18 protein-coding genes are annotated in these 22,151 nt (G+C 67.4%); 14 read left to right on the forward strand and 4 right to left on the reverse strand.

Features of this window, described 5'->3' with window-relative positions; genetic code table 11:
- Positions 1 to 541: 541 nt before the first annotated feature.
- The 4 genes from istA (at position 542) to KXD98_RS06670 (ending at position 5,445) form a co-directional block, all read left to right on the forward strand.
- Positions 542 to 2,059 (forward strand): IS21 family transposase, encoded by a 1,518-nt coding sequence (istA, locus tag KXD98_RS06655; protein ID WP_260759569.1) that lies wholly within the window; start codon positions 542 to 544, stop codon positions 2,057 to 2,059.
- Complete coding sequence (gene istB / locus KXD98_RS06660) at positions 2,056 to 2,835, forward strand: IS21-like element helper ATPase IstB (protein ID WP_260759568.1); 780 nt, start codon at positions 2,056 to 2,058, stop codon at positions 2,833 to 2,835. Before istA ends, istB begins: the two co-directional genes overlap by 4 nt.
- Before the next feature lie 289 nt (positions 2,836 to 3,124).
- Positions 3,125 to 4,615: a sugar transferase gene (locus KXD98_RS06665; RefSeq protein WP_260765020.1), complete on the forward strand. Its 1,491-nt coding sequence runs from the start codon at positions 3,125 to 3,127 to the stop codon at positions 4,613 to 4,615.
- Between the two features lie 311 nt (positions 4,616 to 4,926).
- Positions 4,927 to 5,445 (forward strand): PH domain-containing protein, encoded by a 519-nt coding sequence (locus tag KXD98_RS06670; protein ID WP_260762633.1) that lies wholly within the window; start codon positions 4,927 to 4,929, stop codon positions 5,443 to 5,445.
- Here KXD98_RS06670 and KXD98_RS06675 read toward each other — a convergent pair.
- Complete coding sequence (locus KXD98_RS06675) at positions 5,400 to 7,412, reverse strand: cellulose biosynthesis cyclic di-GMP-binding regulatory protein BcsB (RefSeq protein WP_260762634.1); 2,013 nt, start codon at positions 7,410 to 7,412, stop codon at positions 5,400 to 5,402. The two genes, KXD98_RS06670 and KXD98_RS06675, sit on opposite strands and share 46 nt — an antisense overlap.
- A 186-nt stretch (positions 7,413 to 7,598) precedes the next feature.
- Between KXD98_RS06675 and KXD98_RS06680 the strand changes: the two genes are divergently transcribed.
- From KXD98_RS06680 to KXD98_RS06695, 4 genes are read left to right on the forward strand one after another with little or no spacing between them, the layout of a single operon-like run.
- Entirely contained in the window at positions 7,599 to 8,771 is a 1,173-nt protein-coding gene (locus KXD98_RS06680) for a hypothetical protein (protein ID WP_260762635.1), read from the forward strand.
- A complete protein-coding gene (locus tag KXD98_RS06685) occupies positions 8,768 to 9,886 on the forward strand; it encodes a glycosyltransferase (RefSeq protein ID WP_260762638.1) in 1,119 nt (372 codons plus the stop codon). The genes KXD98_RS06680 and KXD98_RS06685 overlap by 4 nt, the downstream gene beginning before the upstream one ends.
- Entirely contained in the window at positions 9,879 to 11,039 is a 1,161-nt protein-coding gene (locus KXD98_RS06690) for a hypothetical protein (protein ID WP_260762639.1), read from the forward strand. The genes KXD98_RS06685 and KXD98_RS06690 overlap by 8 nt, the downstream gene beginning before the upstream one ends.
- Positions 11,039 to 12,343, forward strand: coding sequence for a hypothetical protein (locus KXD98_RS06695; protein ID WP_260762642.1), 1,305 nt, complete (start codon positions 11,039 to 11,041; stop codon positions 12,341 to 12,343). Before KXD98_RS06690 ends, KXD98_RS06695 begins: the two co-directional genes overlap by 1 nt.
- On the opposite strand, the gene KXD98_RS06700 is transcribed toward KXD98_RS06695, so the two are convergent.
- A complete protein-coding gene (locus tag KXD98_RS06700; protein WP_260762644.1) occupies positions 12,331 to 13,881 on the reverse strand; it encodes a glycosyl hydrolase family 28-related protein in 1,551 nt (516 codons plus the stop codon). The genes KXD98_RS06695 and KXD98_RS06700 overlap by 13 nt on opposite strands.
- Positions 13,878 to 15,020: a glycosyltransferase family 1 protein gene (locus tag KXD98_RS06705; protein ID WP_260762647.1), complete on the reverse strand. Its 1,143-nt coding sequence runs from the start codon at positions 15,018 to 15,020 to the stop codon at positions 13,878 to 13,880. The genes KXD98_RS06700 and KXD98_RS06705 overlap by 4 nt, the downstream gene beginning before the upstream one ends.
- A gap of 92 nt (positions 15,021 to 15,112) precedes the next feature.
- On the opposite strand from KXD98_RS06705, the gene KXD98_RS06710 reads away from it, so the two are divergent.
- The 4 genes from KXD98_RS06710 (at position 15,113) to KXD98_RS06725 (ending at position 19,562) form a co-directional block, all read left to right on the forward strand.
- On the forward strand, positions 15,113 to 15,814 hold the full coding sequence (locus KXD98_RS06710) for a GAF domain-containing protein (protein ID WP_260762648.1): 702 nt from the start codon (positions 15,113 to 15,115) through the stop codon (positions 15,812 to 15,814).
- 169 nt (positions 15,815 to 15,983) lie between these two features.
- Positions 15,984 to 17,519, forward strand: coding sequence for a sugar transferase (locus tag KXD98_RS06715; protein ID WP_396883121.1), 1,536 nt, complete (start codon positions 15,984 to 15,986; stop codon positions 17,517 to 17,519).
- Positions 17,520 to 17,523: 4 nt separating this feature from the next.
- Entirely contained in the window at positions 17,524 to 18,177 is a 654-nt protein-coding gene (locus KXD98_RS06720) for an undecaprenyl diphosphate synthase family protein (RefSeq protein ID WP_260762652.1), read from the forward strand.
- Positions 18,177 to 19,562 (forward strand): NAD(P)/FAD-dependent oxidoreductase, encoded by a 1,386-nt coding sequence (locus KXD98_RS06725; RefSeq protein ID WP_260762654.1) that lies wholly within the window; start codon positions 18,177 to 18,179, stop codon positions 19,560 to 19,562. Before KXD98_RS06720 ends, KXD98_RS06725 begins: the two co-directional genes overlap by 1 nt.
- A 6-nt stretch (positions 19,563 to 19,568) precedes the next feature.
- Here KXD98_RS06725 and KXD98_RS06730 read toward each other — a convergent pair whose 3' ends face one another.
- Positions 19,569 to 20,237, reverse strand: a complete 669-nt coding sequence (locus KXD98_RS06730) for a GtrA family protein (RefSeq protein ID WP_260762656.1) — start codon at positions 20,235 to 20,237, stop codon at positions 19,569 to 19,571.
- 129 nt (positions 20,238 to 20,366) lie between these two features.
- On the opposite strand from KXD98_RS06730, the gene KXD98_RS06735 reads away from it, so the two are divergent.
- Entirely contained in the window at positions 20,367 to 21,524 is a 1,158-nt protein-coding gene (locus KXD98_RS06735) for a 5-(carboxyamino)imidazole ribonucleotide synthase (RefSeq protein ID WP_260765021.1), read from the forward strand.
- Positions 21,521 to 22,021 (forward strand): 5-(carboxyamino)imidazole ribonucleotide mutase, encoded by a 501-nt coding sequence (gene purE, locus KXD98_RS06740; RefSeq protein ID WP_260762658.1) that lies wholly within the window; start codon positions 21,521 to 21,523, stop codon positions 22,019 to 22,021. The genes KXD98_RS06735 and purE overlap by 4 nt, the downstream gene beginning before the upstream one ends.
- Positions 22,022 to 22,151 lie beyond the last annotated feature (130 nt).

Genomic DNA, 22,151 nt, shown 5'->3' on the forward strand with positions numbered 1-22,151 from the left:
GTGAATAGTTATGCCGTATCGGTTTATTTGGTCGCGTAGAGAGGGAGTCAGGCGGGGGATTAGATTGCACTGGCGTCGAGCGCTTCGGTAGCGGCACGTTCCTGAGCGCCATGTTGTTTCCTCGTCATCTCGGTTGATATTGCGGACGGCCAGATGCGGCAGTGTCATCGCTGTGGAACGTTGTGTGCGGGACGCAGCTGCACCAGGATCACCACCTTTTTCGGCCTTTTGCGCGCAACCTAGTGCCGTTGATTTGCTTTGCGGGTTAGCCCAGTAGCCGCGGACGCGCGCCGCGTGTGTTACCTAAGCGTCGAGCGAACGGCTGTCGGCGGACATGAAAAAATGCCCGCAGGCGGACATGAAAATGCCCATGCGCGGCCAATAAGAACTGCCCACTGGCGGACATGAAAGTGCCCGTTGGCGGCCATGAATCTGCCCAGACCGCGTCATCCCGCTCCGGCGCGCCAAGCGACGGGGCGGCCTCTCCTGCGGTTTCGATGTCGATGCCAAGTCGAACCGACAACCCCAGGAGAGACCTACTTTGAAGTCTGACGGAGAACTCATGGAAATACTCAATGCCTACGACCTGACCGGGTCCTACCGTGCTGCCGCCGAGCTGTGTGGGTGCTCGCACCACACCGTCAAGAAGGCCGTCGAGGACCGCGACGCTGGTCTGCCGCCGGCGACCCGGCGGGCCCGGATGATCGACGACTGGCGCGATCTGCTGGAGGGCTGGGTGTCTGATTCGAAGGGCAAGATCCGCGGCGACAAGGCCCACGACAAGCTGGTGGCGCTGGGATACACCGGTACCGACCGCACCACCCGCCGAGCGCTGGCCGAGATCAAAGCCCAATGGCGACTGGGCAATACGCGCGTGCACCGGCCGTGGATCACCGAGCCGGGACTGTGGCTGCAGTACGACTTCGCCGACGGCCCGCTGGTGGCCGGCCGCAAGATCGTGCTGCTGGTGGCGTGGCTGGCGTGGAGCCGCTACCGGGTGGTGATCGCCTTGCGCGACCGCACCGCACCCAGCGTGTTCGCCGGCCTGGACCGCATCTTTCGCATTATCGGGGGTGCCCCGACCTATCTGCTGACCGACAACGAGAAGACCGTCACGACCGGACACATCGCCGGAGTCCCGGTCCGCAACCGGGCCGCGGTGACCTTCGGCCGCTATTACGGCATCTCGGTGCTGACCTGTGAGCCGGCCGACCCGGCCTCCAAAGGTGGGGTGGAAAACGCGGTCAAGCTCGCCAAGGCCGACATCGTGCCCACCGATACCAACCTACTGCCCCAGTACGACTCGTTCGCCGACGTCGAGGCGGCGTGCGCCGGGTTCACCACTGAGATCAACGCCCGGACCCACCGCGCCACGGGTCGCCGTCCGGCCGAGATGCTCACTGCAGAACGCCCGGCCCTGCACGCCATCCCCGATCTGCCGCATACCGCCGCGCTGGGGGTGACCCGCCGGGTTCCCGACAACACCCCGATGGTCACCTTCAACCACTGCCAATACTCGCTGCCGGCAACACTATTGGGACAGACCGTCTGGATCCGCTATCACGACGGGACCGATGAGGTGGTGATCTGCGCTCTCGATGACGGCGGCCCCGTGGAAGTGGCCCGACACCACCGCGCCACCCCCGGCAGTCCCGCCATCGACGATGACCATTTCCCCGACCACCGCGACAAGGTTCCCGGTGATTACCGGGTGCGGGCCCGCACCGTCAGTGAGCAGACCTTCCTCGCACTCGGGCCGGGTGCGGCGGTGTGGCTCAAAGAAGCCGCCGCCGTCGGCACCGAACGCATCCTGCAGAAGATGGCCCACGCCGTCGAGCTCTCGGCGTTGGCCGGTCGCGCTGATGTGGACTGGGCGCTCGGGCATGCCGCCGTGCACGGCCGCTTCGCTACCGGTGATCTCGACTCCATCCTCGCCGCCAAAGGCCTGGACCTAACTCGGCGTGGCGCCGGTGAACACACCTCGCTGGCGCAAGGCACCAGTGGGTGGAACCTGTTCGGCCGCACCATCATCGATGCCGGCGAGGCGGGCATCGCATGACCACCACCACGATCACTACCGCACCGTTGCCGGCCGAGGTGGAGTCGTTGATGCGTGCGTTGCGGTTGCCGCACGCCCGAGCCGTCGCCGCCGACGTGCTGGCCACCGCCCGCGCCCAACGCTGGGACCCCACCGAAGTCATCAAAGCCCTGCTGACCGAGGAAGCCGCCGGCCGGGCCCGCTCCATGCTGGCCTCCCGCCGCAAAGCTGCCGGCTTCCCGACCGGCAAGACCTTCGACGCCTGGGACCCGACGGCGTCATCGATCCCGTTGCCCACCCAGCAGGCGCTGCAGACCCTGGAATGGGTCGGGCGTCGGGAGAACCTGGTGGTCTGCGGGCCCGCCGGCACCGGCAAGACCTTCTTCCTCGAAGCCCTCGGGCAAAAGGTCATCGAAGCCGGCATGCCAGTGGCGTGGTTCACCCTCGAGCAGATCGGAGTGCTGGTGCGAGCGCACCGCGCCGATGACACCCTGGGCAAGGCCGTGGCCAAGATCGTGCGTGCTGAGCTGGTCGTCATCGATGACGTAGGACTGTTGCCGGTCGGCGCGGATGCCGCTGAAGGGCTCTACCGCATCGTGGAGGCGGCCTACGAACGCCGCTCGGTGGCGATCTCGTCGAACCTGCACCCCAGCGGATTCGATGAGCTCATGCCCAAGACGCTGGCCACCGCGACCGTGGACAGGCTGCTGCACCACGCGCACCTATGCCAAACCAGCGGCGATTCCGTGCGCCTGGCCCAAGCCCTGCACGGGAAAGGAGTCCACCCCTTGACCTGACCGACCCAGCCGGTGGCGAACACACCCTCATGGGCAGATTCGTGTCCGCCACCGGGCAATTCTTAATGGCCACCTACGGGCAGTTCTCCTGTCCGCCCACGGGCACTTTCAAATGTCCATTGACAAACGGCTTCGCTCGCCATCGGTAAGCCGCTGCCGAGGGACCCCAAGTTGCACCTTCGTCAGCCCCTGAGATGGGGGGTTGCCGAGCGAAATTGTCGCTTGTGTTGAGCTGCGGGAGTGCGTGGGGTTAAAGTTGCAGCACAGGGGGAAAGCGTGGGGGGGATTTATGACGGCGGTCAATGACCAGATTGAGGTCGCAGCAAATGTCGTGCCGGTGCCGAACAGGCTGCCTGCATGGCAAACGAGCTACGCACGCCGGTTGATAGCGATTGACGCGCTGGCGGTGCTGCTCGCGATCGGGCTGGCGCAGTGGCTGCGGTTCGGGGCGAGTGCGCCCGACATCGCGTCGTACCGATACTTGGACTACACCATCGTCTCGGTAGGTATCGCGTTCATCTGGCTGGTTGCGCTCTCGATCAACCATTCGCGCTCGGAGCGAGTTATCGGAACAGGCGCCGAGGAGTACCGGCGCGTCGTTCTCGCCACCCTCGCGGTCTTCGGCGGCATCGCGATCGTCTCGATGCTGTTCAAGCTTGAGATTGCGCGCGGCTATCTGGTGATCGCCTTGCCTGTGGGCATTCTGCTGCTTGTCTTGTTTCGCTGGCTGGCCCGGCTGGCCATTCGCCATGTCCGGCAGAAGTACGGCCGTTGCATCACCCGCGTTCTGGTCGTCGGAAGTCCCGCTGCGGTCCGTGACCTCACCACGTCACTGGCCCGGGAATCGTCGTCCGAATATGAGGTTGTCGGTGCCTGCATCCCAAGCCTGATCCCACGCAAGCAGATTCACGTCCCCGGCGTGGGCATCATCCCCACCTTCGGTGACGAATCCAATGTTGTGGACGCCGTGACCGCCACGAACAGCCATGCGGTCGCCGTGACGGCGACTGAGCGCCTGAACGGCCGCGGAATCCGCGACCTGTCCTGGGAGCTCGAAAAGCTCGACATCGATCTGTTGGTGGCGCCGGGCGTCGTCGATGTCGCCGGCCCCCGCCTTCAGATGCGTCCGGTGGCCGGATTGCCGCTCATTCATGTCGAGAAGCCGCAGTATCACGGCGCGAAGCGGTTCCAGAAACGCCTCTTCGACGTTTTGTTCTCCGGCGCAGTGCTGCTCTTCGGCGCCCCGATTCTGCTGGCTGTGGCGCTGGCGGTGAAGCTGACCAGTAGAGGCCCAGTGTTCTACCGGCAAGAGCGCATCGGCCTCGACGGCCAGCCGTTCCAGATGATCAAGTTCCGCACCATGGTCGACGGTGCCGACAAGATGGTCGACAAGCTCGCCGCGCTCAACGAGAGCGACGGCGGGGTGCTGTTCAAGATCCGCGAAGATCCCCGGGTTACCCGCGTCGGCAAGATCCTGCGCAAGTACAGCATCGACGAGCTGCCGCAGTTCATCAACGTCCTCAAGCGCGACATGAGCGTGGTCGGGCCACGGCCACCGCTGGCCAATGAAGTCCGAACCTACGACGACCACGTGATGCGCCGCCTGCTCGTCCGCCCGGGCATCACCGGACTGTGGCAGGTCAGTGGCCGCTCCGATCTGTCCTGGGAAGACACCGTCCGCCTCGACCTCTTCTACGTCGAGAACTGGTCGATGATCTCCGACCTGCTCATCGCCATCAAGACGGTCAAAGCGATGTTCAGCCACTCCGGCGCCTACTAGCCCGGACTGCGCCAAAAAGCCTTGCCGCCTACCGGCCCAGTAGCTGTCTGAACCAATCGGTGACGCGGTCGCGAAAGTCGCTGTCGGCCAGGCGGAATCGCACACACTCGCACTTCGAGCAGTCAGTTCCGGCTCGGTAATGTTCGTGAGCTGCCCGGTGGTGTCCGCACCGGCAATCCCCCTGGGGCACGAAAGAGAATTTACGCCCCCACCGCGCCCGTCCCGGCAAATTCTTCAACTCCGCAACCACAATGTGGCGCAGTTGACCGTTGCGCGAGACCAACGGCCCACTCGCTCAGTAGAGTGCTGCCGTGGGCTATCCCGAGAACGTGCTGGCCAGAGACGAACACGTCGTCCTGCACCGTCATCCGCACTGGGGCCGGCTGGTCTTCCCGGCCGTCTTCCTCATCATCGCCACCGCCGCCGCGTCCCTGCTCGCCGGCTACGTCAACACCCTGGACTGGGAGCCGACGGCAAAGAACGTCGTCTTCATCGTCATCGCCGCCATCTGGTTCCTGCTCATCGGCTGGCTGTCGGTCTTGCCGTTCCTGAACTGGTGGACCACACACTTCGTCATCACCGACCGCCGGGTCATGTTCCGCCACGGTCTGCTCACCCGCTCCGGCATCGATATCCCGCTGGCCCGCATCAACAGCGTCGAGTTCCGGCACGGCCTCATCGACCGGATGTTCCGCAAGGGCACCCTGATCATCGAATCAGCATCCCAAGACCCGTTGAGCTTCAGTGACATCCCGCAAGTCGAGCGCGTGCACTCACTGCTCTATCACGAAGTCTTCGACACGCTGGGCTCCGAAGAATCACCCAGCTGAGCCGGTTCTTGGCGCCGCCGCCACCACAGCGCCGCGGCCACCGCCAGCAGCGACAGCACCAGAACCCCGGCCGCGACCAGCCACCACCGGGACCCGCCGGGGTCGTCCTGGGTGCTCGGCGGTGAATCCGCCGCGCCGATCGCCAGATTGGTCACCTCGCCGTCAGGCCCGGCCGCCAGCACATCCCCGGTCAGGCTCGCCAGCCCGTCCGGCTGCGCATTGAGGTAGTCGAACACCGGCTCCACCAGCGACCACGCCCCGCTGGTCGTGACCAGCATGACGGTGCGGTCCCGCGGTCCGTCGGCGAACACCTGCACCGAGCCCAGCCCGCGGTTCACGTCGGCCCGCAGCTCCCGCGCCAATCCGACCTGCACCTGCGTGCCCTGCCCGCCGACCGGTGGCCGCAACGACGTCCGGTCCACGGTTGCGGAGTTGGCCACGATCAAAGCGCCCGTGCTCGAGTTGGCCGCATCGTTGACGTCGACCACCCGCGGCGCCAGCGGTGCCCCGGTCAACCGCGCGACCGCGGACACCGCCCGCACCGCGTAATCGAGCTGATCGGGGCTGCTGCCGTCGAACGCCACCAGAAACTCCGGGGCCAACTCCGAGGGCACCGCACCGAACCCACCCAGCGGGTCGCCGCCGCGGCGCACCGTCACCGTCGACCGCGGATCCAGCTCGAAGGCCACCGGCGCGATCGCCGGGTTGCACAGCTGGCGCGGACTGAACGTCAGATCGAAGTCCAGGCTGATGCGCTGACGCAGGAACTCCGCCGGCACGTCGAACGTCACGTCCAGCCGACCCGTCTCGGTCAACGGCACCGCCGTGACCGCCTGACCGTTCACGCTGACCGACACGCTCGCCGAATCCAGCTCCGCCACCGGGGTGTGGGTAGCCAGCAGCTGCATCCGCAGACCGTCGACGCGCCCCGACCCGAACGCCGCGCGATCCACCCCGACCGTCAACGTCGCGGTCCGCAGCACCGACGCGGCACCGCTGATGCCCAGCTCCTCGAAAGTGAACTCGTCGCCCTGCGCACCGGCGACCGCACCGGCCTGGTCCACCCGCGCCTGGGGCACCTGCACCAGCGACTGCACGTCGGCGACCATCAGCGCCGCCTGATCGCTGAGCTGATTCCCGCGCCCGGCCACCCGCAGAAACACCTCAGCCCGGTCCGGATTCACGACGGTCAACCCGGCGTCCCCGCGCTCCACCACCACCGCGCGGGTGAACTGCGGCGCCGGCGGGGGAGTGGCCCCCCGGGGCTGATCCACCACGGTGATCGCGACCGGCTGCGGTCGGTAGAGCCGCGTCACCGCCGAGGCCAACGTCAGCGCCGCCTGCTTCTCGGCATCGTCGGCGTCGACGGGGGTGTAGATCGTCAACCGCTGCAGCACCGGCGGGAAAAAGTTCGCGATCGACGTCGGCGCCGGTTCGGCACCGGTGAACACCGCCGACAAATCACTGAGCATCACCTGCTGGCCCAGGCCGCACCGATCCTCAGCCGACATCAGGGGCTGACGCACCGTGAACGACAACCCCATCCCCGTCGGGTTCACCTGCGCGGCCGAGATATCCACGTCGAAGGGCACCACAGCCTGCTCTGGCACCACCGCGGGCAGCGGCACCGTGGCCAGGAACCGGCCTGTCCCGCTGAGGATCTCGACAAATCCGGCGGCGTAATCGATAGGCGCGTGAATTAACCCACGCAACCGCAGCGGGGAGAAACCCGACGGTACCGGCACCGTGAACTCCTGGCCGACGTTCGCTCCGGACAGCGTCAGCCGTTCCGGCAGGCCCAGCGACCGCCACGGCAACCCCACCTCCGGGCCGGCGGCCGGATCGGAATTGAGCGGGTCGGCCGAGGCCACCTGAGCCGCACTTAGCGACGCCACCAGCGCCAGCGACAGAACCATCGCGACAACCCGGCGAATCACGTTGATCAGAAAGAATTCTCGATGCGTCATCGACCCGCCATCCTCATTACGCCACATCCCGCGCCGGAGGTTACCGGCAAACCCGGTGACGGCGTCAGACAATGAGAGCGCATTCGCGGGTTTGCCCGCGAAATCATGCCGGGCAACTAGCATATTGATCGCATCGAGGGTCAGGACGGAGCGCCGCAGAAGTTGTCTGTACACGGGTCGAAAGTGATGGCTCCGGCAATCGCGCTGATCTCCAACGTGGAAACGCGCCTGGTGATGGCCAAGCTGGTCGCCGGCGCCGCCGTCGGTCTGCTCCTCGGTGCGCTGCTGGGCGGGTTGGCGTTCAGCGCGATGGGCTCCGACGCCACCGCCACCGCCTTTCTGCGGCTGCGCAACCCGGCGGATCTGTCCGCAATCGCCGGCGGCGCGGTCCAGAACACCCCCGACACCTCGGGTAACCACACCGATTTCGCCGCCGGGGAGATCGCCTACCTCTCCGGGGAGGGCTTCGCGCAGGCCGTCGGCCGCAAAATGGCCTTCGACAAACCCGCTGAGATGACCATCGCCCAAGCCAGCGACTCGTCGATCGTGTCGATCACCGCCACCAGTTCCTCTGAGGGTGAAGCGATCCGCACCGTGCAGACCGCCATTGACATCTACAGCGACGACCTCGAGCAGCGCATCGACCAACAGCTGCGGCTGATCCTGCCGCAGCTGACCCGATGGCAAGAACAAGCCGCCGACCCGGTGCGCGTGGCAGAACTCGAACGGATCCGCGGCAGCGTCGAATTGCAGGCCGCCGACGCCAGCGCGCTGTTGGTCGTCCAGCCGCCCACCCCGAACTACCCCAGCTCGCAACAGTGGCTGATCGGCGCCGTCCTCGGTGGTCTACTCGGCGCGTCGGCGGTGGCCGGTTACCTGCTGACCCGGCGGCGGCGCACCGGACGCGCCGCGCTGCTGCCCACCCTCACCGACGGCGTCGACGGTGTGCTGGTGCCGCCGGTGAATCTTGACGCCCTCGGTGAGGAACGACTGCGCCTGGCGCGCAGCCTCTACGCCCAACTGCCCTCGACGCAGCCCGACCGCCAGATCCTCGTCGTCGGGGCATCGGCGTCCTCCGGCGGCGCCGCCGTGGCCGCCCTGCTCGAAGCTGCCGCCACCGATGGCGCCCGGGTCGTCTCCAGCGGCGTGGTCGGCGACACCACGCTGACCCCTGCCGTCATCGCCGCCGCCACCGACATCGTGCTGGTGGCCCGCCTCGACGCCGACACCGCGCCGCACGCGCTGGCGCTGCAATCGGCCACCGCGTCCAGCGACGCCCCGACCGCGGCGTTGTTCACCTACCGTCGGCCCCGCCTCGGGAGGCGCCGCGCCGGGCAACACGAGCGAGACGAACGGTGAACCCCGCGATCGTGCACGAACGGCTGACCGAGATCGCCGGCTCGGAGAACGTCGTCACCGAACTGGCCCGCCAGTGGCCCGAGGCGCCGGTCACCATCCCGATCGTCGAGCCCCGCGTCGACGCGCTGTTCGCCTCCCGGGTACGCACCGGCGCGCTGTCGACGGCCTACCGGCGCGTCGGCTACCGCAGCTACGCGCCGCTACTGCCGCTGGTTCCGGCCTGGTACAAGCGCCGCGACTTCGGCCCGGCCGACGTCGTGATCATCAGCCACCACGCATTCGGGGTGGCCGCCGTGCACGCCGCCGGGACCCGGCCCACCGTCGCCTACGTGCACTCACCGGCCCGCTGGGCGTGGGACAAAGACATGCGCCGCGAGGAGGCGTCGTCGCTGCCCGGCCACCTGGCCCTCGACGTGCTGTCCCGGCTGGCGATCCGCACCGAGCTCGGCGCCGCCGACAAGATCACCACCATCGTGGCAAACAGTTCGGCTGTGGCCCAACGCATCCGCAACCACTGGAACCGCGAATCCACCGTCGTGCACCCGCCGGTCAACGTCGACTTCTACACGCCCGACCCCAGCGAACCCAGGGAGGACTACTTCCTGCTGCCTGGCCGGCTGGTTTGGTACAAACGGCCCGACGTGGCGATCCGGGCCGCGGTGGCCGCCGGGGTCAAGCTCGTCGTCGCCGGCGCCGGTCGCGATGAAGCCAAGTGTCGCAAGCTCGCCGACGGCGCCGACGTCACGTTCCTGGGCCGGGTGTCCGACGACGAGTTCCGCCGGCTCTACCGCCGCGCCCGCGCGATGGTCATGCCCGGCGAAGAGGACTTCGGCATCACCCCGGTCGAAGCCATGGCGTGCGGCACCCCGGTGATCGCCCTCGGGGTCGGCGGCGCGCTCGACAGCGTCGTGGAAGGACGCACCGGCACCTTCGTGCACGGCAACGACGACGGCGACGTGGTCGCCCACTTCGCCGACGTGTTCGCGTCGTTCGACCCCGGACACTACGACCCGGCCACCATTCGGGCCCACGCCGAGGGGTTCTCACCCGAGACCTTCCGCAGCGCCATGGCTGAGGTGGTGGGGCAGACGCTGGCGACCCACCGCGATGGCTAGCAGCAAGCACCTCCAGACCGGCATCCAGGTCCTCGCCGGCCTGGCGCTCAACGTGTTCCCGGCCATCTTCATCGCCATCTATGCGCGCATCGCCCCGATCGAGACCCAGGGCTTCCTCGCGCTGGCCCTGGCGATCGGTGTCTACATCGCGCAGTTGGTCAACGCGTTCGTCGTCGAAGGCCGGCTGGCCACCCCCGACGCCGAAGGCGATCTCGGGCTACCACTGTGGGTGGTGCTCGTCGCCGGCGCTGCCGCCGGACTGCTGGTGTTCGGGCCCGCGGTCGCGTCCTCGCCGGTGCTGATGGGCAGCGCCATCGGGGTCATGACCGGGCTGTTGATGTCGCGCTCGATCGGGGTGGTGCAAGGAGCATGGCAGCGCGAAGGCCTCGGTGCGACGGCGCTGATCATCGCCAGCGTGCTCGCGCTGTGGATGTCCACCCAGGACAACCCCCATTGTGTGCGGGTGCTGGCCGTCGGCGCGTTCCTCGCGGTGCTGATCCGGTATCAGCCGCGCAACACGCTGCCGCACTTCGGGTTTCCGCCCGACGTGCGGCGCTCGGGCTGGGTGACCGCCGAGACCGCCGTCGTCGGCGCGGTGCAGCCGGCCATCACCTCGCTGCTGCTGGTCATCGTCGGACCGGCGGCTTCGGTGACCTTCCGCGTCATCTCCACCGTGGCCGGCGCGCTGGAACCGATCCTGGCCTACGGCCGCTACCGACTGCTGGCCCACGGCCACCGCGGTGAGCTCAAGCCGTTCGTCGCGGTGTTCCTCGTCGGCGCGGTCATCGTGCTGGCCGCAGCATTCGGCGGTCTGGGCCTGCTGGTGTTCGGTCCAGCCTGGGCCGGTGTCGCGGCGGCCGCCATGCTGTTGGCGGTGCTGTGGAAAGCCGTGATGTTGCTCTCCACGGTGCCGTTCGCCGCGCTGCGCAAAGCCGGCAAGACCGTATTGGTGTTCTGGATCCGCGGCGCCAGCACCATCGTCTACCTGGTGATCAGCGTGGCCGTGCTGCTGGTGTGGAAGAACACCGTGGCGATCTTCGCCGCCTTCGTCGTCGCCGAACTGGTGACCGCAACGGTCTACCACTACGCCGCGGTGCGCGGCGCCCCCGACTATGCGGCCACCTTCCGGCTGCGTCGCGTACGGACGCCGTGATGCTCAGCACTGTGGGATTCCGCCCGGTGATGTCGTCACGGGCACCGGCGTGGTTCAACCCGACGACGTTCATCCTGGCTCCGGTGCTGGCGTCGATGCTGGCGTGGGCCGGTCTGGTGGCCGCCCACCAGCTGGGTGCGGGCACCAGCTCCGAAGCGCTGAACGGATTTTCGGTACCCGCACCGGTCACCAGGCCCGGGGTCGCGCTGCTCGTGCTGTGGTATGCCGCGATCGTGATGGTGTCGATGGTCGGCTACTGGTGGGGCGTGCAGCGCGTCCGGCCGGTCACCGGCGACGAACGCACCCACACCGTGTGGTTCCAACGGCGGTACTTCTTCTGGCTGCTGGCCGCCGGCGCGGTCGGTGTCGGCTACTCGTTCATGAAGGTCGGCGGGATAGGCGCGATCGTCGAGTCTCTGACCGCCCAGACCGCCAACGACTTCAGCAACGCACTGTCCGGGTTCGCCGGGCCGCAGACACTGCGCTACGCCACCATCCTGGCCGCACCGATCGGAATCTATCTGTGGCGCAAGAAGATCATCGGCTGGGGCTACATGCTCTCCGGCGTCATGTTGTTGTTGGCCAATGCGATGATCGCGTCCCGGCTGGCGCTGCTGATGGCGTGCGTGGTGTACCTGGCCGCCTGGGTGCGCGGACGCACGCCGGCACCGTCGACGTCGGCGTCGCGGGCCCGCGCGTTGATCGCGATCGGGCTGATCGCCGTCACCGGCTTCGCGGCGCTGACCGTGCTCAATTACACTCGCAACGCGAACTATTACCGCGACGCGGGAGTTGAGAACCCGGTCGCGATGAACTTCTACCAGTCCGGTGCGTATCTGGCTGTGCCGGCACAGGTTTCCCTCGGAGTCGCCGACGCGATCGGCAGCGGCGCCTGGGAGAAGCGAGTCAGTCCGGCCGAATCGCTGGGTGCGGTGCAGCCGACCTTCCTGCAATTCAACAAAGTCGCCAAGGACGACAGTTGGAAACAGTCGGCGGTGTACGGGCACTCGGTGACCTTCGCCGGCAACTTCTTCACCAACTCGGTGTTCGCCGACACGTACTCCGAATACGGGCTGTGGGGCTGGTTCTACACCATCCTGGCCTACGGCGTGGCCGGCTACCTGTTCGCCCGAATGTTCAGTCTCACCCCGGTGCTCGCGGCCTCGTCGGGGGTGGTCGCCTACTGCTTCTTCGAAGTGTGGCGGGTGCAGATCCTGATCTACGGCATCGTGATCTTCCTGCTGCTGCTCACCGCGGCCAGTGCCTACCTGGCGCTGCGGGTACGCCCACCTCAGGAGCAGTGAATGCCTGAATTTCCCTGCGGGGTGTGCACTCTGAGTTGCTTGATCACCACCGGGTGCCGGCCGCACTGTGGTGCGGGGGTGACCGCAACGGGATGCCAGGACGCCGGCGCGCCCGCCCACCCCAGCTCCAGATCGTCGATCGCCCCGGAGCCATGCAGCATCACCGCCGGTGCCGGCGTGGCCTGACGGTGGTCGGGTTTGTCGATCGTCACCGCCAACCGGCGCACCGCCAACCGTTCAGCCTCGCGGGCGCGGAACACCACCACCGGTTCGGCGTGGCGGATGCTGACCTCACCCAGCGACACGTCGTGGGCGCGGTGCAGGCCCAGGCCGCCGTTACCACCGGAACCCGACCCGGATGTGATAACGCACTGCTCGATGTGCAATCCCCGCATCGGTTGGGCCGCCAGCGATTCGGCGTGCACCGCCCAGTTGTCGCAGCCGTCCAGGTGGGCCCGGCCGACATGGACCCCGAATTCGGTGAACCGCGCGTCCCCGGATTCTCCGGGCCGGGCCAGCAGGTGGATCCCGGTGTGACAACCCGTCGTCGCGACATCGTCGATGCGGATGTCGCGGCTGGCGACGTAGTGCCAACCGACATCGGTGCCCGGTTCGGCGGAATCGACCATCACCGCCGAACCCGTCTGCACCCCGGTGACATCGAGGCCGCTGATACGCACCTGCTGCGCGCCGGCCAGCCGCACACCGTTGGCCCGCCCGGCCCGCACCGTCACGTCGCGGACCTCGAAGTCGGTGTTCGACCACGGGGTCAACTCTGGGAACGCGAACGTGGCTTCGACACTGTGGTAGGAGAATTCGCGGTCGTAATAGGTGACCAGCGCCAGACCGTCATCACCGGTCTGCGTGGTGTGCACATCGCGCACCCGCGCATGCCGGCACGCGTTGAAGTGCAGCCCGTCAGCGCCGCTACGGCTGACCCGTAGATTGCGCACCGAGATGTTGGCCGCACCTAGCATCACCACCCCGGTCTGCGGACTGTTCTCGACCACACAATCGCTGACGGCGACGCCGGTGACCGGCCCTGCCTGGCTTTGCCAATTCCGAGGGGTCCCCAGATCGGGCATCCCCTCCACCCGGATGCCGTCGCCGAGGGAGCGCTGCGAGCCTTGTGTCCAGCGGATAGTGATGTTGCGCAATGAGATTCGTGACGCGGGCCCGCGCACCAGAATGCCGTGACCGGTGCCGGTGCGGTCGCTGGGCTCGACGTTGTCCATCAGCAGTTCGGCACCGGGGGCGAAGTCGACCGCGGCGTTGGTCACCCCGGTCACCACGACCGCGGCCATCCCGGGCGGGAAATGCTGGGCGAAGCGATACCGCCCCGGCGGAAAATGCAGCGTGCCGTGCGACCGCAGAGCCGCGGCCGCGGACTGGATGGCCTGCGAATCGTCGGTGACGCCATCGCCTTTGGCGCCGAAGTCGCGGACGTCGAGCACGCCGCGCGAGCCGCAGCCGGGCAGCGCGACCAGGCCCGCGGCCAGCGGCACACCGGCCAGCAGGCGACGGCGCGAGATCGTCATGTCGTGGCGAGGTCGGCGCAGATCGCGTCGGCGGCCGCGGTGGCGCAGATCTGCTGCTGGCGTTGCCGCACATGGGCATGCCCGCGCGCCGCGAGCTGCGCGCGGGCGTCGTCGTCGGCGCAGTACCTGCGCAGCAACGCGATCAGCGCGTCGCGGTCGTGCGGATCGAAGTAGTCCGCGCCGTCCCCGCACGTCTCCCGCAGCGCCGGGATGGTCGAGGACAGCACCGCGGTGCCCGAGGCCATCGCCTCCAGCGGCGGCAGACCGGCACCCTCGTACAGCGAGGGCATGATCAGCAACTGCGCCGAGGCGACCAGGGCGCGCAGCACCGCGAAATCGACCTGCCCGGTCACCACCACCCGATCCCCGCCGGCTTCAGCCAGGAGGCGCACCCGGTCGTCCAACGTCCGCAGCGATGCACCGCCTCCCGCGATCACCAGCCGGTGCGGGACGGAGTCGGCGATCGCGGCGAACGCCTCGATGACCAACGGAAGGTTCTTGTGCCGCTTGGAGTTCCCGACATACAGCAGGAACGGTCCCGACACCGGGGACAGGGTGCGGTCGACCGGCTCAAACCACACCTCGCCGACCGGGATCGGTGTCACCAGCACCCGCGCCGAATGCACGATGCCGGTCAGCGTGGTCTTGGTGGCCTCCGACGGAGTGAAGATGCGCCGGCAGTACCGGGCATCGGCGGCCAGCATCGCCCGGGCATAGGCGCGTTTGGCCGCACTCTGATCGCTGACCTCGCGGGGTAGCAGATGGATCGTGTCGTGCACCGTGGCGTAGAGCTGCACACCGCGATTGCCCGGCAGCAGACGCGCCAGCGGGAACGGGTAGTGCGGAACCCACACCGCGCGCGGCTTCGTCGCGGCGAAGGCGCGCCGCCACACCAGCTGCTCGGCCGGTGTGTACATGCCCGCGTTGATGGGGGAGGCGTGCACCACGTCGGTACCGGCCGCCAGCGCCGGAACAGTCTCGGGATCGGCCAACACAGACAGCCGCAGCCCGTGCCGCGCGGTGACGGATTGCAAAGCCGGCAACTGCATCCGAATGTAGGTGCCGATGCCGCTCTGCCGGATGTGGCGGGCGTCGAAGAGGACGTCGGTGGGGCGGCCGCTGCTGCGCTGTTCGGGCACGTCAACAGGCTACGGGGTCTGGTCGGTGTCTTGCGGAGAACCTTTTCTTCAACACCTGTTAATTAAACGGGCTTTCGATTACCGTTCGTCGCGTGAACGCTTCGGTGCGCAGGTTCGACGACTGGCTCAACCGTGCCCTTGAGCGGCTGGCCAAAGACGCCGGCGAGGATGTCGAGACCTACATTTTCCGTGCGGTCGGCGCCCGAATGCTCCATGAGCTCAAGCACGCCGAGAGCCCGGACCTGGAGGCCGCTCGCGCCCACCTCGCCGAGGTCGGTGTGTTTGCCGACGATGCCATGCCCGATGTCTCTGCGGTGATCAATGATCCCGCCCGACTGCAGGCGCTCTATGCCACCAAATTGCTCGACACCCCACCGGAAGAGGTCTACGACCGCATCACCCGCGCTGCCGCCGACGCGCTGGACGCGCCACACGCCGCGGTGTCGCTGATCGACGTCGACCGGCAGTTCCTCAAGAGCACCGCCGGAATGGACTTGACCTCCGACGAGGAAAGGCAGACGACACTGCCGCGGTCGGTCTGTCAGTACGCCGTGGCAAACGGCACCCCGCTGGTGATCGACGATGCCCGCCTCGACCCGGTGTTCCGGAACCATCCAGCGGTCGTGGACGGCACCGTCGTGGCCTATCTGGGTATTCCGCTGACCGACAACGCCGACAACTCCATCGGCACGCTGTGTGTCTTCGACACTCAGGCGCGCCAGTGGCGCTCCGGCCACGTGCAGGTGCTCAGTGATCTCGCAGCACTGGCCGCCGAACGCATCTTCGGTCACTGACCTGGAACAAATTCCCCGCAAGAACGGTGTGGCAAATTTGGCTACGCGACCCCTTGTGTCTGCTCCAGCAAAATTCTGACTCCGCTTTCTCATTTAGGTTGGAATTCCGCGTTCCGGCCCGGGAAATTCCCTACAGTGACTTCCAACAGGTGGGTTCAGGGGTATGGGGATGGTGTTGGAAGCCGAGACGGACGTCGACCGGCCGACCGGTCGCGCGACCGTGCCGCAACTGCGCGCGGTGCCGCCGTTGCGCGAAGATCAGACGCGATCGCCCCGATGGATCGAGGCTTTGCGCGCGGAGCGTGGCTTCATCCCGCTGACCATCGCGCTGGACGTCTGGGCCGGGTTCTGGTCGGTGATGCTTGCCTTGAATCTGACCAACGCCAGCATCGACCCGCGCCCCATCGCCCCACTGTCGCTACTGTTCGTGCCGATCGTCATCTTCGTGCTGTTCACCCGCGGCATGTACAAACGCAAACTCAGCCACAGCTTCCTCGACGACCTCGAACCGCTGATGACCAGCATCGCCGTCGCGGCGCTGGCGACGCTGACCATCCTGATGATCCTCACGCACCCCCTGCCGGTGGGCACCATTGTGCCCGAATACGTTCGGCCCAGCGAAGTGATCGTGCGGACTTGGCTGTGGGCGGTCGTCTTCTTCATCACCGTGCGCCTGGTTCGGTCGATCTGCCAGCGCTACCTACGCCGCAAGTACAACTTCGGATCCGCGGCGCTGATTGTCGGCTCCGGCTCCGTCGCCCGGCAGCTGATCGGCCGAATGCGCCAGATCCCCGACTACGGACTGCATCCGGTGGGCCTGCTCGCCGAAAACCGTCCGGCTGAGGTGGATGCGCTTGGGGTGGACTACCTGGGTACCCCGGCCAATCTTGAGATGGTGGTGCGCTCAACAGGAGCCTGTGAACTGATCATCGCGCCGTCTACCGAGTCCGACGAGGAGCTTGCCCGCACCGCGCAGGAAGCGCAGAACCTCGGAATGCGGGTGCGGGTGGTGCCCCGGCTGCTCGACGCCGTCGGCGGTGGCGTCTATATCGAACACCTCGGCGGGGTGCCGCTGATGGTGATGTCGCGCACCGACCCGAAAGGCTGGCAGTTCACGTTCAAACACGGACTGGGCCGGGTGCTGGCCGCGCTCGGTCTGCTGTTGATCTCGCCGATCTTCCTGGGCCTGATGCTGGCCGTGAAGCTCAGCTCGCCGGGGCCGATCTTCTTCCGCCAGCCCCGGGTGGGCCGCGACGGAAAAGTGTTCGACTGCCTGAAGTTCCGCAGCATGCGCCCCGAAGACCCGAACGCCGCGAAGTTCCAACTCAAAGAGGGCGCGGCACCGGGCGGCGTCGAGGGCGAGGACCGGCGCACCTGGATCGGCAAGATCATGCGCAAGACCTCGCTGGACGAACTGCCGCAGCTGCTCAACGTGGTCAAGGGTGACATGACCCTGGTCGGCCCGCGCCCCGAGCGTCCCGAATTCGTCGAGCTGTTCGAGATGCAGATCCGCCGATACGGCGATCGGCACCGCGTCAAGGCCGGCATCACCGGCTGGGCCCAGGTGCACGGCCTGCGCGGCCAGACCTCCATCGCCGACCGTGCCGAGTTCGACAACTACTACATCCAGAACTGGTCGCTCCTGCTGGATTTCAAGATCCTGTGCCTGACCGTATTGGCGGTCCTGCGGCCCACCGAAGACTGACCCGATGTCCTCCGCGCCGGCTCACGTCGGGTTGATCCCCGACGGCCTGCGCCGCTGGGCCGACGCACACCACACCACGCTCACCGAGGCCTACGAGCTCGGTGGGCACAAGGTGATCGAGATCCTGCTGACCCTGCAGCGCCTCGGCGTGCACACGGTGTCGATCTACAACCTCAGCCGCCTCAACCTCGGCCGCCGCGACGACGAACTCGACGCCGTCTACACCGCGTCGCTGCAATTCTTCAGCGAGCTGATCCCCGCGCACTTCGACCCAGCGTCATGCAGTGTACGCGTGCACGGTGACCTCGACCTGCTGCCCCCGCGCTACGTCGACGCCGCACGCCGCGTCGAAAAGCTCATGAGCGGCAGCGGGTTTCGAATCAACATCCTGGCCGCGTACGATGCCGTCGACGAACTGCGGGCGGCGTGCCGGCAGGCGACCGCCGAGGGCTGCGACATCGCGGACGCCTTCGAGATCGGCGAGGTGGACCTGGTCATTCGCAGCACCCCCGAACCGTTGCTCAGCGGATTCCTGCCGCTGCAAAGCCAATACGCCCAGCTGCGCTTCCTGACCACACCCCTCAACGAGCTGTCCGCACAGGACATTGAGGACATCGTCGCCGAATACCGCCGCATGCCCCAACTTCGGGGGCGGTGATGTCGAGAACCCCGCTGATCATCGGCGCCGGGCCGGCCGGCCTGACCGCCGCACTCGAGCTGACCGGCCGCGGTGTCACCCCGCAGATCTTCGAAGCGACCGGCGCCGTCGGCGGACTGGCCCGCACCCCCACCGACGGGCAGTGGCGCATCGACCCCGGCGGGCACCGCTTCTTCACCAAAAGCGAAGCGGTGTCCGACTTGTGGCGATCCCTGCTGCCCGACGACCAATGGATCGCGGTGCCGCGTAGCTCGGCCATGCTGGTGGACGGGCATCTGGTCGGTTATCCGCTGCGCGGGCGAGACCTGGTGACACAGATGGGGATCTGGCGCGGCATGCGCGGACTGGGCAGCCTGGCGTGGTCGCGTGCGCGACGCACCACCCGGCTGACCGACCAGCCGGCCAACTTCCGGGCTTGGGGCACCGAGGAATTCGGCCGCTACTGGTACCGGATGTTCTTCGACGGGTACGTCCGCAAGACCTGGCTGACCGAACCCGCCGAACTGTCCAGCGACTGGGCGCTGCAGCGCATCAAACCCATCGCGTGGCGGCGGCGCAACGAGTGGGTCAAACAAGACGTCTTCCGTTATCCGCGGCGCGGTCCCGGCCAGCTCTGGGAAGCCGCCGCCGAACGGCTCGCCCAGAGCGGCGTCGTCACCTCGCTGAACTCACGGGTCGAGCACCTGCGCTACGACGGGCGGACCTGGGTCATGCAGCTGGCCGACGGCCACACCGTCACCGGGGACGCGGTGTTCTCCAGCATGCCGCTGGGCGCGCTGGTCCATGTGCTCGACCCGCAACCGCCCAGCTACCTGCGCAGCGCGGCCGCGTCACTGAAACACCGGTCGCTGATCACCGTCGCCGTCGCGTTGAGCAAGCCCTACGACATTCCGTACAACTGGGTCTACACACCCGGACCCGGTGTGCACGCCGGCCGGATCCAGAACTACCGGCGATGGTCGGAAGGCCTGGCCCCGGACGGCTGGGACGGCACTTTTTTGGGTTTCGAGTACTTCATCGGACCCGGCAGCCCGCGCTGGGGCGCCAGCGACGAGCAGCTCACCGCGCTGGCCACCGAGGATCTGCAGACCCTGGACCTGGACCCGTCGACGATCGAGAAAATCATGTTCGTGCGCTCGCGGTTCGCCTACCCGATCCACGACCCGACCCGCGACCGCAGCGTCGTGCGCATCCGCGACTACCTGCGCGAGCACTACCCGTCGCTGCACCCGATGGGACGCAACGGCATGCACCGGTACGACAACCAGGACCACGCGATGCTCAGCGCGATGCACAGCGTCGGCCGCTACTTCGGGGAGCAGGTCACCGACCCCTGGCACGTCAACACCGAACGTCAGTACCACGAAACCGGGCTACAGAATTAACCCCAATTAAGACGTCTTGGACACGTTGTCGTCGTCGTGTAGCCGGGCACGCATCCGTCGTCGCCGCGACTGCCACAGCGGGGTCACATTGTCGGCCTTCGGCGGGTGCCGCAGCTCGTACTCGTCCTCCAGCGCTTCGGCGATGCCGCCGGTGGTCAGCGCGGACTCCAGGGCCTTGTCCGGATTGCGCGCGAACTCGTCGGGGAAGACGAACCGGCGGAACGCCCAGAACCGGAACGCCATCTGCAGCAGATTGCCGATGATGTAGGCCGAGATGAAGTCGGCGACGTTCTCCACGGCCAGCGAGACCATCGGCACCCGCAGCATGAACACATAGCTCGACACCCACAGCGGGGCCATGCTCAGCAGCACGCCCACCCCGCTGACCCCGAAGAACAGCAGCGCCTCGTGATGGCGCTCACGGCCACCCCGGTCGCGGAAGCTCCATTCCCGGTTCAGGATGTAGGACGCGATGACCGCGACGATGCCGGCGATGATCTTCGCCGTCACCGGCTTGGGTTCCAGAATCGTCAGCTTGAGTGTGAAGAAAATCGTCATGTCGATGACGAACGTGGTCGCCCCGACAATCGCGAATTTGATGAACTCGTGGTGCCGCTCGGCGAACGGACGCATCGGCCGTGGCAGGCGCTTGATCGTCGCATCGGCAAAGGACACAAGGAGCCAGTTTACGTAAATGCCGGCCGCAATGCCGCATCGCGTCGTAACCGCAGGTCACAGCGACGTCGTCGGTCGTGACACCATGGTGCCGTGCCAAGGAACTCCGCGTCGCCGCCTGTCGTCGCCATGATCGGCGGCGGCCAACTCGCCCGCATGACCCACCAGGCCGCGATCGCGCTGGGACAAACCCTGCGGGTGCTGGCGCTACGGGACGACGAATCAGCTGCTCAGGTCACGCCCGACGTCGTTCTAGGGTCCCACACCGATCTTGAAGCGCTGCGCCGGGTGGCTTCCGGTGCCACGGCGCTGACCTTCGACCACGAGCACGTGCCCGGTGAGTTGCTCGAGACGCTGATCGCCGACGGAGTCGCGGTCTACCCGCCGCCGTCGGCGCTGATCCACGCACAAGACAAGCTGGTCATGCGACAGAAGCTGGCCGACCTCGGCGCGCCGGTGCCGCGGTTTACCGCGGTGACCTCGGTGGACGATGTCGACGCGTTCTGCGCGTCGGTCGGCGAGGCCGTCGTCATCAAGACCGTGCGCGGCGGCTACGACGGCCGCGGCGTGGTGCTTCCTGCGTCGTTGTCCGAGGCACGCTCGGTGGTTTCGCAGTATCTGTCCGACGGGGTCGAGGTGATGCTCGAGGAACGGGTCGCGATGCGCCGCGAGCTGGCCGCGCTGGTCGCCCGCTCACCCTTCGGGCAGGGCGCGGCGTGGCCCGTCGTCGAGACCGTCCAGCAGGACGGCATCTGCGTCACCGTCATCGCCCCGGCACCCTCGCTGTCACCCGCGCTCGGCGCGGAGGCGTCCGAGCTTGCGCTGGGCATCGCGTCGTCGCTGGGAGTTGTCGGCGTGCTCGCGGTCGAGCTGTTCGAAACCTCGTCCGGTTCGCTGCTGGTCAACGAGCTGGCGATGCGGCCGCACAACTCGGGCCACTGGACCATGGACGGGGCGCGCACCTCGCAGTTCGAGCAGCATCTGCGCGCGGTGTTGGACTATCCGCTCGGGGATACCTCAGCCCTGGCGCCGTGGACGGTGATGGGCAATGTGCTCGGGGCGGCGTCGACGCCCGCGATGTCGATGGATGAGCGGGTGCACCACCTTTTTGCGCGGATGCCCGACGCGCGGGTGCATCTGTATGGCAAGACCGAGCAGCCCGGTCGCAAGATCGGCCACGTCAACTTCGTCGGGTCCGCATTGGAGGCCTTGCGAGAGCGTGCAGACCTCGCGGCACACTGGTTGTCGCACGCAGTCTGGACCGACGGATGGGATCCGCACGCATGACACCTCGGGTAGGCCTGATCATGGGCAGTGACAGCGACTGGCCGGTGATGTCCGACGCCGCATCTGCACTTGCGGAATTCGACGTGCCGTTCGAAGTCGGCGTGGTCTCGGCGCACCGCACGCCCGCGCGGATGCTGTCCTACGCCTCCGAGGCGGCCGGGCGCGGCATCGAGGTGATCATCGCCGGGGCCGGGGGAGCAGCACACCTGCCGGGCATGGTCGCCTCGGCCACGCCACTGCCGGTGATCGGCGTGCCGGTGCCGCTGGCCCGCCTGGACGGACTGGACTCGCTGCTGTCGATCGTGCAGATGCCGGCCGGAGTGCCGGTGGCCACCGTGTCGATCGGCGGCGCGCGCAATGCCGGTCTGCTGGCGGTGCGGATCCTCGGGTCTGCTGACGCTGGGTTGCGGTCGCGGATGGTGGCGTATCAGGAGTCGCTGGAACAGCTGGTGCTGGAGAAGGACTCGGCGCTGCGCAAGAAGCTGTTGGGGGAGTAGGCGCTTTGGGTCGTTGAGTCTGCGCTCGGGGCGGAAAAGTGCGAGTAGGGCCCGCCGCTAGCGCAGTCTCAACGAGGGGCTGTGGAGTCGATGTGGCCTGTGGATAGTCGGCGAAGTCCAGGGTCAGCAG

The sequence above is a fragment of the Mycobacterium sp. SMC-4 genome (assembly GCF_025263265.1).
Lineage (GTDB): Bacteria > Actinomycetota > Actinomycetes > Mycobacteriales > Mycobacteriaceae > Mycobacterium.

What these genes read in the sequence shown, in the direction of transcription:
- KXD98_RS06715 (WP_396883121.1), top strand. Translation starts at nt 15,984, where the DNA reads ATGGTGTTGGAAGCCGAGACGGACGTCGACCGGCCGACCGGTCGCGCG.
- istB (WP_260759568.1), top strand. Translation starts at nt 2,056, where the DNA reads ATGACCACCACCACGATCACTACCGCACCGTTGCCGGCCGAGGTGGAG.
- KXD98_RS06690 (WP_260762639.1), top strand. Translation starts at nt 9,879, where the DNA reads ATGGCTAGCAGCAAGCACCTCCAGACCGGCATCCAGGTCCTCGCCGGC.
- KXD98_RS06680 (WP_260762635.1), top strand. Translation starts at nt 7,599, where the DNA reads ATGGCTCCGGCAATCGCGCTGATCTCCAACGTGGAAACGCGCCTGGTG.
- KXD98_RS06675 (WP_260762634.1), bottom strand. Translation starts at nt 7,412, where the DNA reads ATGACGCATCGAGAATTCTTTCTGATCAACGTGATTCGCCGGGTTGTC.
- KXD98_RS06700 (WP_260762644.1), bottom strand. Translation starts at nt 13,881, where the DNA reads ATGACGATCTCGCGCCGTCGCCTGCTGGCCGGTGTGCCGCTGGCCGCG.
- KXD98_RS06735 (WP_260765021.1), top strand. Translation starts at nt 20,367, where the DNA reads ATGATCGGCGGCGGCCAACTCGCCCGCATGACCCACCAGGCCGCGATC.
- KXD98_RS06725 (WP_260762654.1), top strand. Translation starts at nt 18,177, where the DNA reads ATGTCGAGAACCCCGCTGATCATCGGCGCCGGGCCGGCCGGCCTGACC.
- purE (WP_260762658.1), top strand. Translation starts at nt 21,521, where the DNA reads ATGACACCTCGGGTAGGCCTGATCATGGGCAGTGACAGCGACTGGCCG.
- KXD98_RS06695 (WP_260762642.1), top strand. Translation starts at nt 11,039, where the DNA reads ATGCTCAGCACTGTGGGATTCCGCCCGGTGATGTCGTCACGGGCACCG.
- KXD98_RS06665 (WP_260765020.1), top strand. Translation starts at nt 3,125, where the DNA reads ATGACGGCGGTCAATGACCAGATTGAGGTCGCAGCAAATGTCGTGCCG.
- KXD98_RS06720 (WP_260762652.1), top strand. Translation starts at nt 17,524, where the DNA reads ATGTCCTCCGCGCCGGCTCACGTCGGGTTGATCCCCGACGGCCTGCGC.